The organism is Autumnicola edwardsiae, assembly GCF_031846505.1.
Taxonomy (GTDB): Bacteria; Bacteroidota; Bacteroidia; order Flavobacteriales; family Flavobacteriaceae; genus Autumnicola; species Autumnicola edwardsiae.
In genome coordinates this window covers 38,542-51,143 of sequence record NZ_JAVRHP010000016.1, presented here as the reverse complement: position 1 = coordinate 51,143, position 12,602 = coordinate 38,542, and the positions used below count along the sequence as shown (strand labels likewise).

The window sequence follows — 12,602 nt, the reverse complement described above, 5'->3', positions numbered from 1 at the left end:
CTTCGGGATCTTGGGAACACGGTAATTGTTGTGGAACATGACGAAGATATTATGAACGCGGCAGACGAGATTATTGACATTGGCCCGGAAGCAGGGACTCACGGTGGCGAAGTGGTAGCCACAGGAACTCTAAAGCAAATTCTAAAATCTTCTTCCCTGACAGCAAAGTATCTTAACGGGGAAATGCAGATCAAAGTTCCGAAGAAAAGAAGAACTTCAAAGCAACAAATAACCGTGGTTGGTGCACGGGAAAATAATCTCAAGAATATCGATGTTACTTTTCCGTTGGGAATATTTACAGCAATTACAGGTGTTTCCGGAAGCGGAAAAAGTACTTTGGTTAAAAAAATTCTCTACCCCGCTGTTCAGAAAGAACTTGGCGGCTATGGAGAAAAAGCAGGACAATTTACAGAAGTAAAGGGAAATTTTAAGAACCTTGGAGTAGTCGAATTTATAGATCAAAATCCTATTGGCAGGTCTTCGCGTTCCAATCCGGTGACTTATATAAAAGCTTATGATGATATCCGGAACTTGTTCGCAAATCAAAAGTTATCTTCAATAAGAGGTTATAAAGCCAAACATTTTTCATTCAACGTAGATGGTGGGCGCTGTGACACATGCAAGGGAGAAGGTGAAGTTACTATAGAAATGCAGTTTATGGCCGATGTTCACCTGGAATGTGAAGCCTGCAACGGAAAAAGATTTAAAAAAGAAGTCCTGGAAGTTACTTTTGAAGACAAAAATATAGATGATATCCTGAATATGACCATTGATGATGCTACTGCTTTCTTTGGTGAAAAAAATCAGGATAAAATAATGAGAAAACTTAAGCCGCTTCAGGATGTGGGACTGGGATATATAAAGCTGGGGCAAAGCTCATCGACTCTTTCTGGTGGGGAAGCTCAACGAATTAAGCTTGCATCTTTCCTGGTAAAAGGAAATACAAAAGAGAAAGCCCTTTTCATTTTTGACGAGCCAACTACAGGATTACATTTTCATGATATTCAAAAACTCTTGCAGTCTTTTAATGCTTTAATTGAAAAAGGACATTCGGTGGTAGTTATTGAGCATAATATGGACCTTGTAAAATGTGCAGACCATGTAATTGATCTTGGGCTTGAAGGTGGAGAAAAAGGCGGACATTTAATTGCTGAAGGAACTCCGGAAGAAGTTGCGAAAAACAAGACCTCCTACACTGCAAAATATCTGAAGGAGAAAATCTGAGCAAATTAGAAGTAAGAAGGAAGGATAAAGAGTTTTCTATAATGTCACTAAATTATTTACCCTTTCAAACTTACATTAACCTGAAAAAGGCAACTATATTCAGGCAGGGGTCAGACTCTGCAATCTGAACTCCAAACTTTACACTGTCAAACTTTGGCACACACTTTGTTTTATTTATAGAGACTTCACAGGTCTTTAACTTAAAACAAAGAAATCATGAAAAACTTTACTCTTTTAGTAGCCATTTTCTTTGCAGGATGGTCGGTTTCGGCTTCTGCAGGAGCTACACCTTCACGGGCTTACAACGAGTCCTTCATTTTTGTTGAAGGAGGAGTAGAGTTTGCTGTATATCCTAACGGGGAGTTTGATTTTTATTACAATCCGGAGTTTAGGAGAACAAATATTGTAAATATTTCTACCCCAAATGTAAATATCAGTTATAATGCAGGATATAATTATGACCCGTACATTCAGTATGATGATTACGGTGCAGTAATTCAAATTGAAAATGTTCCGGTATTTTACGATTACTACGGAAGAATTATCCAGGCGGGAAATATTTTAATTGATTATAATAACCACGGGCGTGTAGCACGAGTTGGTAACCTGGTGGTACATTACAACAGGTTTAATAGAATTTCCAATTATAATGGCTATATCAATAACTATAACAGGTATTATATACACAGGCCATGGCATTCATTTTACACCAGGCCGCATTCCAACTACAGTGTAGTCTTCAACAGCCCGTACAGAGCATATTATCAGCCATCGAGGGTAACTTACAATCAATACGTTACCTACTACAACAATAATTACAGGAATACCTCTTATACTAAGGACTTTTACAGGCCGAACCAGAAGGCGGTGGTCTATAACAGGGGTCGCAGGGTTACGGAACAACGTGATGTTAGGAATGAAATACGGAATTCTACTACTAGAACCGAAAGTAATATTGCTGAAAGAACAAGGACGGCAAGTCCTGAAGGAAGAAGAACTGTGGCCGACAGAGGAAGTAATAGCAGGACCAGTACTAATCTGGAAAACCGAAGAAGAGCTATTGAAGATATGAGAAAATCAAGAAGCACTTCTTCAAGATTTGAGAGCAGTACGAATTCCAGAGGAACTGAAACCAGATCTGCTGCAACTCCAAGAAGGTCTGAAGTTTCTGAAAGAACTGTAAGAAGAAATTCTCATTCGGCAAGAAGTTCCTCCCCGGCACGAACAAGTGCCCCTGTACAGCGAAGCGCGACTGTAAGGTCTTCAACTTCAGGTAGAAGTTCTGCCGCACAGCGAACCACGACGAGGTCCAGAAGTGAAAATTCAAATTCTTCGTCTTCCGGAAGGAGTTCGGCACGGAATGTGAGAAGTAATAATTAAAATGTTCATAATTTAGTTTTTTGGTTGGTTAGTTGGAAAACCCCCATGGATGTCGAAAGGCGCCTGGGGGTTTTCTCTTTCAGGTACTTACCGGCTCGTATACTTCCGTAGAAGTTCATTAAAATCTGAAGAAAAATTGAATTTATAGGCCAGCAGCAAATAACAAATACAGATGAGTCCCGACTTTAATCCAATATTTATAATAGGATGAAATGGGAATTCCCAGAAATAAAATACTGCACATAAAATTCCTATAACCAACAATATCAGCCAGGTTTTACCGGTGAAGGGGTGAATCTTAAACTTGTTAATTACGAGAAATATCTTAGTGCTGTTATAGATAAAATATGCAAGAAAACTCGCCATAGCCGCGCCTTCAATTCCAAAAATCGGGATAAATAAAATATTCAGAATAAAAGCAAGTACCGCCAGGCATACTCCTATTCCCAGTACCAAACGATAGTAGTCTGAATTAAATAAAATACTGTTGTTATTTCCCAGAAGATTGTCGTAAAGTTTAACGAGGGAGATGAGTAAAACTACCAGCACACTTAGTTTATATTCTTCAGGAATTAACTCGTAAAGTTGGTTGAGATTAGTGATAATAAGGATAAAAATAATCCCGCTTACAATCAGCAGGTTTACAGAACTTCTTTTATACAAATCCCGCAGACCTTCCCTGTCCCTGGTGTTCAGCAAATTGGCGGTCATTGGGTGGGTGATCTGGTGCATTGCCTTTTGCGGAACTGAAATTACGGTGGCAATGTAGATTCCAATTCCGTAGATCGCCACATTTTCAATTGGCAGATAATATTCTATCATAATCTTATCAAGGTCCAGCAAAACCATAGCCACCGAGGATGCCAGAAGAATAAGGGAAGTATATTTAAGCACCCGGACTAAATTCCGCGGAAATTTAAAGCTAAAATTGGGTGTATAAAGTGCGAAAGCATAGATTCCCATTGCAATGGATCTTAGAACAAAAACTCCGGCGATACAATAAATAAATTCGGAAACATTTATCCAGCCGAAATAAACCGCCAGGAGCAGTAGACTTATGCAAAACCTATGGAAAACTTCTTTCATAAAATTGCCAAAAACACTTTTATAATAAAGTTTGGACCATGAAAAAAAGATCTCAAAATAGGCCGTGGCAACTGCTATAACAAAAATCAGCCAGATATAAGGTTGTACAAGTCCGTTCCCGTCTGAGAAATACTGAAGGAGAAGATCGTACGAAAATAGTCCCAATAAGCCAATAATAACAGCTACGGCCAATGGCAACAGTAAAGCGAGATTAAAAAGCCGGTCTTTCTCCTCTTGTGTTTTATAAGAAGTATAAAATTTAATTAAGGTACTATTCACGCCAAATGCCAAAAAAGGCCAAATTAGATTAGCCGCCGAAAGCAAAAAGCTAACAAGTCCGTAATACTCCTGTTCAAGAAAATAGGTAAACAAAAAGAGCGTATTAATTGCTCCAATACCAAACCCAAAGTATGTGGTAATCAGGTTTTTAAAAGACTGGTTGATTATAATCCCCATTTAAAGCCAAGTTTGCTTGAGTAATTTAGCCAAATTGGCTGTAAGTGCCTTGCGGTGGTAATTCTGGATATTTCTGGACTCCACTTCCAGTCTTCCTTCTTTAAATTGGCTGTACAGCTTCAAAATATGACTCTTCAACTCTTTTTCTTCTGAATATCGGAAAAAAGTACCAGCCAAAGTCTCATCCAAAATTTGGCAAATATCCCACTCTGCAGGCCCCAACGCCAGGATTGGACGTTTCGCTGCCATGTATTCAAATACTTTTCCCGGAATTATTCCTTTGGTTTCCTGGCTGTCAATTTCTATTAAAAGAAGCACCTGACTTCTTCGCTGAAGTTCTATTGCTTCAGCATGAGGGACATATTTTTGAAGCCTTAAATGCTTTTCCAGACCAGCAAACTTAATGGAATCCAGCACATCTTCACTTACGGCTCCAATTAGGTTTAACCTAAAGTCATTAGCAAATTCTTTATTTTCTGAAATTAACTCCTCCAGGCATTTCCAAAGATTTTCAGGATTTCTGCCAGAGAGTAGTGACCCAATATGCGAAAAGGTAAATTTTTTATCCAGTTGAACATCATTTTCCGCAGTTTTTAAATCGAAACCGTTGGTGATTACAGTCACCGGTCTCGTTGTTTTTTTCTGAAATTCCGCCCTTGTGGTAAAACTGGTAGTGATAATGTGATCTGCAGTATTCAGCACTTCCTTTTCCAGCGCCAGATGCTTCTTTTGGGAAGATTTTGAAAGCCTCAGCTTATCGTGATAGCCAATCTGCGTCCAGGGGTCCCGAAAATCAGCATACCAATTTATATTCAGATCTTTCTTTAGCTGAAGGCCTATAAGATGCAGGCTATGTGGTGGACCGGTAGTGATAATTGTGGTTATTTGCTGCTCTTTTAGAAAACGCTTCAGAAATTTAACTGAAGGCTTTATCCAGAATTTTCGGGCATCGGGGATAAAAAAGTTACCCCTGATGTATAGCATCATTTTCTGAAGAAAATTCTGTTTTCCTTCTTTAGCAATTATTCCGGAGCTAATCGTCTCTGTATTTTTTTTAGAGAAGATCTTTGCGAGGGAATAAGGTTCAAAAATTCTTTTTTGAACAATTTTACTATTCTCAGGAACTTCAGAAGCAAGACTTTTATCGGTTAAAGGATAGGTGGGATTCTCCGGAATATAAACAACGGGTTCAACACCAAATTCGGGAAGATATTTGACAAATTTAAGCCAACGCTGTACGCCGGGTCCGCCTGCGGGAGGCCAATAATATGTAATTATGAGGACCTTCTTCATTCACTACTCCTCCTCTTTTTTCTTCCTCTTAAAACCATAAAAAATTCCGCCTAGAACAGAAAGAGCAAGAATAATAGAACTGGCGAGTGTAATTTGGCTTCCGGTGTTGATGACTTCAGGTTCAAAACTAAAGGTCACGGTATGATCTCCGGCAGGAATATTCATCGCTCTTAATACGTAATTGGCCTGAGCATGCGGAACCTCTTCTCCATCGATATACGCCTGCCAGCCAGGCTGATAATAACTTTCAGAAAAAACCGCCAGCTGCTCGCTGTTAGAGGAAGTTTTGTAAACAAGCTCATTAGGCTGCTCACTTACCAGCTCAATTTGAGCCTGGGCATTAAAACCTACATTATCGCCCAAAATATCTTTAAAATCTTCATTTATTACAGCAGTATTCTGCAAGTCTACTTCTTTTAAAGCCAAAATTTCTTCATTAGCCGAATTTACCCACTCCACATTTTCAACAAACCAGGCATTGCCGTAGTTGTTTGGATTTTGTTGCGCCTGGACTCCTTCTTCTGTTGGAACAATAAAATATTTTACGTTCAGCATATTGAGAATTTCCATATTGTTTGAAGCAATGTAGAAGTCAAATAATTCCTGTATCCGACCCGGCTTGGCCCCGTGATAACCACCAATGGAATTGTGAAAATAAGATGCCCTGCTACTGCTTAAGGGATTTCCGGTGATATCATAAACCCGATATCGGGAATCGTCCTGCAAAATTTGCTGATCTGCCTGTGTAGCTTCAAAAGGACGTTCCATTTTCCTTGCCAGCACAAAATCTTCATTATTTACATAACGACGGTCCACGCCTACCAGATCGACTAAAAAGAGAACTGCAAATCCTGCAATTACAACTTTTTCTGAAATTTTTCCTTTTAGATAAAACCAGATAAGTGCTGCAGATAATAAAACAAATATTAAAGATCTTATGGTATCTGAAGTAAAAATAGCTTTACGATCTTCTTTTAGCGCACGCACAAAATCGATCCCTAGTTGTTCAATTAACATCGAATCCCCTGCTCCACTGAAGTCAAAAAGTACCGACTTCAGCAATAAAAATATAACGCTGAGGCCTCCGGTAATTATTGTGGCCCATTTAAGAGCTTCTACTTTCACCTCTTCTTTGTCGAACTTATTAAAGAGTTTGTACAGGCCGAAAATTGCCAAAAGCGGAACACAAAGTTCTACAATCACCTGGATAGAAGTCACCGCCCGGAACTTGTTGTATAGCGGAACATAATCGATAAAAAATTCGGTTAAAAAAGCAAAATTTTTACCCCAGGAAAGTAAAAGTGCTAAAATACTGGCTCCAACGATCCACCATTTTAGCCGGCCTCTTATTAGAAAAAGCGCAAAAACAAATAGAAAGATCACGCTGGCACCAATATAAGCCGGCGCTCCCACGTAAGGCTGGTCTCCCCAGTAGGTAGGTGCACCCTCAGCAAAACTTGCTGCCTGCGCAGGAGAAGCTCCCAAACCGATAATGGCATTGTAAACTTCAGAATCCTTACCAATATCTTCGGAATTTGATCCTCCCATAAACCTGGGAATAAAAAGATTAAAAGTTTCAGCTATTCCATAACTGTAACTGGTAATATATTCAAAATCCAATCCGGAAGCTGTTTTTTCCGATCCATCGGGATTAATAGTCAAGCCTGTATCTCCACGGGTACTAAAAGCAGTATATTCCTGAGTGGCAAGAAGATTCGTAGCATTGGCTCCAATGGCAAGAATTACAGCTACTACCATAATACCAAGTGACCTAAAATAGTGAGGAAGAATTCCTTTTCTAATGGCATCTATTAAGTAAGCTATTCCAAGGCAAATCACCAGCAATAGCAAATAATAGGTCATTTGGAAGTGATTTGCGCTAATCTCCAGAGCCATCGCAAATGCCAACAGAATAAATCCCCACCAGTTTTTTCTTCGGAAAATAAGAACAATACCTCCCAAAACCATTGGCATATAAGCAATGGCATGTGCTTTGGCGTTATGTCCAACGCCAAGAATAATTATAAGATACGTAGAAAAACCAAAGGCCAAGGCACCTAAAAAGGCGAGTTTGTAGTCAAGCTTTAGGCAGAGTAATAAGATATAAAAACCAAGAAAATATATAAATAGATAATCTGCAGGTCTTGGTAAAAACCGAAGTACCGAGTCCACATCTTTAATATAATTATGGGGATAACGTGCCCCTAGCTGGTAGGTTGGCATACCCCCAAAGGCAGCATCTGTCCAGTATGGCTCCTCCCCCGTTTGCTCCCTAAAATCGGTCTGTTCTCGGGCCATGCCCAGATATTGTACAATATCGCTCTGGTAAATTTCCTTACCCTGCAAAACCGGATTAAAATATGCTAAGGCAATAATTACAAAACCTGCAAGAACAAACAGGTGAGGGAGAAATTGTTTGAATTTAACCATCAATCAGATTTTAGTTTCAAAAGATATTCTGAAGAAAATTCGCTTCAGAATATTGGCCGAAATTTGACAATTTCAGCCGGTCACATTATACATTCCGGTTTAGTTCCAAACAAGTATAACCGGTGGATGGTTCGAAATTAATCAATTTCTTCGTAATCGATATACTCACCAACATCTTTGTTGGATTTCCTGCCTTTTCCCGGATTTTTATCAATACTTACTTTTCCTTCTTTTTCTTTAGTGGGCTGCTTATATTGATTGAATTGATCCTGAAACTTCTTACCCATCTTCTTCATGAAATATCGCAGAATGAAAGGACCAAGGAAGCGAAATATTATTTTTAATCCGAAGTATATAAGCAGGATAATTAAAATCGTCCTTATTATACCCGAAAATGATGCGTCGTACATGTTCTGAAATTTCTGCAAAAATAAAAAGATGAAGAGACAATTCCTGATTTTAAGAACTTAAAAAAATAATAATTTTCTGCTATCTTTGAGCGAATTAAACCTACCGCCATGCGCAAAAGCCTCATCTGCTTCACCATTATTTGTACTACCCTTTTTAATGTAAATGCCCAGTACACCGAAACCATCAATTCCAACCGGCCGGGAGAATCCCAGGGCGGCTTTGCTGTTGGAAAAGGGGTTTTGCAACTGGAAGCCGGAGCATATATGGGAAATGACGATCACGCGCTTTACCGGCAGGAAGCAGACATTCTTGGAGCTATGTATGGCTTACGTTTTGGATTTTTGACTGAGAACCTGGAACTGAATTTTTTTGGCTCCTTTCAGGATCAAACAACCACTTTAATAATCGGTAACAGGGAACAGGAGTCTGGGATAAGAAATTTTAGAACAAACACAATTGGCGCGAAATACCTGGTTTATGATCCCTACAAAAATGCGGAAGACGAAAAGCCGAATCTTTACAGTTGGAAGGCCAACCAGCGCTTTAAATGGAAAACCCTTATTCCTGCTATTTCCGTCTACGGAGGTGCTAATTTTTCTTTTGGAGACAATCCTTATTTATATCCAGGTGAATCCAATTATAGCCCAAAAGCGGCAGTTATCACCCAAAACAACTGGGGCAGATGGGTACTTGTAATGAATTTTATAGCAGATAAATTTACAGAAGAATTCCCCAGCTATGGTGCGATAGTTACAGTAACGCATGCTGTCACTCCAAAATTTGCAGTTTTCGGCGAATACCAGGGATATATAAGTGATATCTATGCTGATGATATATTGAGAGGTGGTGCCGCCTATTTATTACTGGACGATCTCCAGTTGGATATCTCCGGTCTTGTCAATTTTAAAGACACTCCATCGAGATGGCAAATAGCCGGCGGATTTTCTTATAGATTCGATTTTCACAGCGACGATGAAATTCTCGAAGATTCCTATGATAAAGCGAGCGATAAAAGGAGACAGCGGAGTAGAAATAGCGGCTTTCAGTAGTGGGTTGTGAGTGGCGAAGGTTAAAATGTAATTTTAGTCGAGAGACAAGAAATAAGACCGCTTCGCTGCAAAAAAAAAGAGGAAAGAGAAGAGAGGAAAATGCTCGGATCTCGCAGAAAATTTTAAAGCTTAATTTCTCGTATAGATCGAAAATTGTCGTTTTGAAGCCTTCATCTTTAAGAAAGAAGCAAGACCCAAGAGAAAAGATCGCTACTCTAAAATTATTTTCTGCGGAAATCTGCGCCATCTGCGGGAGAAATTGAGAGTTTTCGTTTATATTGAAAATTTCAATTTTAAGTCTCTCAAGTTTTAGAAGCACTCTGACGACTGATATGCAAGAAGAGTGCAAAGGAAAAAATCCTCTTCAGTTACTCACAATTGAGCTTCTGAAAAGGAATTTTTTATTTTTTTTAAAGGGATAAAACAGTTTCAGTTCTAGAAAAATCCTTGTTCTCCGTTAAAGAAAAGCATTACTGCTGCTACAAGGATAATAATGAGGATAGATACCGCTACATCAATCCAATTGTAACTATTTTTATTGTTAGCTTTTTCTTCTTCAGAAATAGTTTGAAAAGTAAGGTTGAAGATTTTCTCTTTTGCAGGTAAACTGGTAAGTAAGCTCACTACGGTGATCAGGATTACACAGAAGAGGAAGAACCACGCTGCAAACGTAAGGAAATTTATATCTCCCAACAGAAACAGAAAACCTTCAGGATCCAGTGAATCCTTCATTAGTTCCAGTACAATTCTTAGGGCACCTACAATAAAACCTACCATAAGGGTAATAAATGCCCCCTGGGCGTTTATACGCTTATAAAAGATTCCGAGTAGGAAAACCGCTGTAATTGGAGGTGCGATATAAGATTGTACTTTCTGCAAATATTCATACAAAACCCCAGAGATATTTGCCATAATAGGAATCCATATAATTCCAATAATAACGATAATTACGGTAGCTATTTGCCCTGTTCGTACCAGTTTCTTTTCCGGAGTATTTGGTTTCAGTTTCTTATAAATATCAACAGTAAATAACGTGGAACAGGAATTAAACACTGAAGCAAGGGAACTCATTAAAGCCGCCAAAAGTCCCGCAGCCACGAGTCCGCGTAAACCTGAAGGCAATAAATTACTCATTAAAACCGGAAAGGCCTCGTCCGGACTATCCCAATGTAGTTCCCCTCTCATCTTAAGCGTTAACGCGATAATCCCCGGAATAAGAAAAAGGAATACAGGAAGTAATTTTAGCAATGCGCCAAAAATAGTACCTCTTCTCCCCTCTTTTATATTCCTTGCGGTAAGTGCCCGCTGTACAATGTATTGGTCTGTACACCAGTACCAGATTCCAACAATTGTACTGGTAATCAACAACGAAGGCCACGGAAATTCAGGATCTGACGCTGATCGCCACATGTTAAGATATTCCGGAGTTACTGTTTCTGTCATGCTCGCCCATCCACCTACTTCATCTAAACCGATAAAAGTAAGTGCTGCTGCACCTACAACAAGCATTACCGCCTGTAGCGTTTCCGTATAGACCACAGCCCGCATTCCTCCAAGTACCGTGTATAAACCTGTTAAGATTACAGTGGAAAGGGCCCCCGTCCAGAAATCTATACCGAGCAAAGCTGAAACAACCACCCCACCGGCGTAAATTGTAACCGAAATTTTGGTAAGCACGTAAGCGATAATAGAGAATACCGAAAGTACCCAACGTGAACGGGCATCAAATCTTTTTTCAAGAAATTCCGGCATCGTAAACACTCCACTCCTGGCGTAAAAAGGAAGAAACACCCAACCAAGAATAAGCACCACCCACGCCTGAATTTCATAAATAAGCATGGGAAGTTTATTTCCGGCACCGGCACCCGCCAGTCCTACAACGTGCTCTGATCCTATATTGGAAGCAAAAATAGAAGCGCCAACTACAAACCATCCCACATTTCTTCCTGCCAGGAAATAATCTGCGGTATTCTCCTGCTTTTTACGTATTACCCAAATTGCAATACCCGCAAGAACCAAAAAATACAGGCCTACAGCAATCCAGTCAAAAGTATCCAAGGTCTGCATAAACCTATTTTACAGAAAATCTAAAACTGGTATTTGAAGTATATTTTTCTCCCGGCTCAAGTACTACAGAAGGAAAACCTTCCTGGTTAGGAGTATCTGGGTAATGCTGGGTTTCAAAGCAGATCCCGGTTCTTTTTTCATAATTACCACCACCTTGTGCAGGCAAACTTCCATTGAGGAAATTTCCAGTGTATAACTGCATCCCGGGTTCGTCTGTAAATACCTCCAGAAATCTTCCACTATCAGGCTCATAAGCTGAAGCTGCCATTCTCATTCCGCTATCCTGATTATTTAACACCCAGTTGTGGTCATAACCGCCACCCCTCATAATTTGCTCATTATCGGCATTAATTTCTTCACCCACTGCCTTTGGCTCACGAAAATCAAAGGGAGTACCTGCTACTTCCCTTATTTCTCCGGTGGGAATAAGGCTCTCATCTACCGGTACAAATTGATCTGCATTAATTGTTACGATGTGATCCAGAATAGTCTCGCTAAAATCTCCGGAAAGATTAAAGTACGCATGTTGAGTAAGGTTAACTATCGTTTTCTTATCTGTAGTAGCTTCATATTTTACATCTAAGGAATTGTCGTCGGTTAGTGTATATGTTACTGTAGTTTCAAGCTTTCCGGGATAACCTTCTTCCATGTCTTCACTGGTGTAGGTAAGCTTTAAAGAAGATGAATTTTCTCCTTCTTCAGGAGTGGCATCCCAAATCACTTTATCAAATCCTTTCTCTCCTCCATGCAGGTGATTTTCACCATTATTCTGAGCAAGTTCATATTCCTCCCCGTCCAGAGAGAATTTTCCGCCGGCAATCCTGTTTCCGTAGCGCCCAACGAGAGCCCCAAAGTATGGGTTGTCTTCTGAATATTGTTCTATGGTATCAAAACCTAAAACCACATCTTCATAATCACCGTTTTTATCTGGTGCCTTAAGGCTGGTAATCCTACCACCGTAGGTGATGATTTTAACTTCCATTCCTCCAGTGTTTTTGAGGGTGTACATCTCTACTTGCTCTCCCTGCGGAGTTGTTCCAAAATCTGATTTTTCTATCAAAACTTTCTGGTTTTCGGCAGTGTCTTCTGCCTGGTTATTTTCTTCTTTTTTTTCATTTTTACATTGCACAAATACAAGGGCTAATCCCGTAAGGGCAAAAGCAAAAAGAATTTTTCTAACGTTTTTCATTGTAGTAGTTGGTGTTA

Annotated in this window: 9 protein-coding genes; 3 read left to right on the top strand and 6 right to left on the bottom strand. The window is 39.6% G+C overall.

Features of this window, described 5'->3' with window-relative positions:
• Both RM529_RS05090 and RM529_RS05085 read left to right on the top strand, forming a co-directional pair.
• A partial coding sequence (locus tag RM529_RS05090) for an ATP-binding cassette domain-containing protein (RefSeq protein ID WP_311483666.1) occupies window positions 1-1,224 on the top strand: 1,224 nt, incomplete at its 5' end.
• Window positions 1,225-1,440: 216 nt separating this feature from the next.
• The gene (locus RM529_RS05085) at window positions 1,441-2,604 is read left to right on the top strand and encodes a hypothetical protein (protein ID WP_311483665.1); all 1,164 of its coding nucleotides are present in this window, start codon (window positions 1,441-1,443) and stop codon (window positions 2,602-2,604) included.
• Window positions 2,605-2,691: 87 nt separating this feature from the next.
• Here the strand turns inward: RM529_RS05085 and RM529_RS05080 are convergent, their stop codons facing one another.
• The 4 genes from RM529_RS05080 to RM529_RS05065 form a co-directional block, all read right to left on the bottom strand.
• Window positions 2,692-4,146 (bottom strand): oligosaccharide flippase family protein, encoded by a 1,455-nt coding sequence (locus RM529_RS05080; protein ID WP_311483664.1) that lies wholly within the window; start codon window positions 4,144-4,146, stop codon window positions 2,692-2,694.
• The gene (locus RM529_RS05075) at window positions 4,147-5,439 is read right to left on the bottom strand and encodes a glycosyltransferase family 4 protein (protein ID WP_311483663.1); all 1,293 of its coding nucleotides are present in this window, start codon (window positions 5,437-5,439) and stop codon (window positions 4,147-4,149) included. It abuts the gene before it with no gap.
• Between the two features lie 3 nt (window positions 5,440-5,442).
• Entirely contained in the window at window positions 5,443-7,869 is a 2,427-nt protein-coding gene (locus RM529_RS05070) for a YfhO family protein (RefSeq protein WP_311483662.1), read from the bottom strand.
• A 137-nt stretch (window positions 7,870-8,006) separates the two neighbouring features.
• The gene (locus RM529_RS05065) at window positions 8,007-8,279 is read right to left on the bottom strand and encodes a DUF4834 family protein (RefSeq protein WP_311483661.1); all 273 of its coding nucleotides are present in this window, start codon (window positions 8,277-8,279) and stop codon (window positions 8,007-8,009) included.
• 108 nt (window positions 8,280-8,387) lie between these two features.
• On the opposite strand from RM529_RS05065, the gene RM529_RS05060 reads away from it, so the two are divergent.
• Complete coding sequence (locus RM529_RS05060) at window positions 8,388-9,329, top strand: transporter (protein WP_311483660.1); 942 nt, start codon at window positions 8,388-8,390, stop codon at window positions 9,327-9,329.
• A 435-nt stretch (window positions 9,330-9,764) separates the two neighbouring features.
• Here RM529_RS05060 and RM529_RS05055 read toward each other — a convergent pair whose 3' ends face one another.
• Together RM529_RS05055 and RM529_RS05050 are read right to left on the bottom strand one after the other, a co-directional pair.
• Complete coding sequence (locus tag RM529_RS05055; RefSeq protein WP_311483659.1) at window positions 9,765-11,396, bottom strand: sodium:solute symporter; 1,632 nt, start codon at window positions 11,394-11,396, stop codon at window positions 9,765-9,767.
• Window positions 11,397-11,400: 4 nt separating this feature from the next.
• Entirely contained in the window at window positions 11,401-12,585 is a 1,185-nt protein-coding gene (locus RM529_RS05050; RefSeq protein WP_311483658.1) for an aldose epimerase family protein, read from the bottom strand.
• Window positions 12,586-12,602 lie beyond the last annotated feature (17 nt).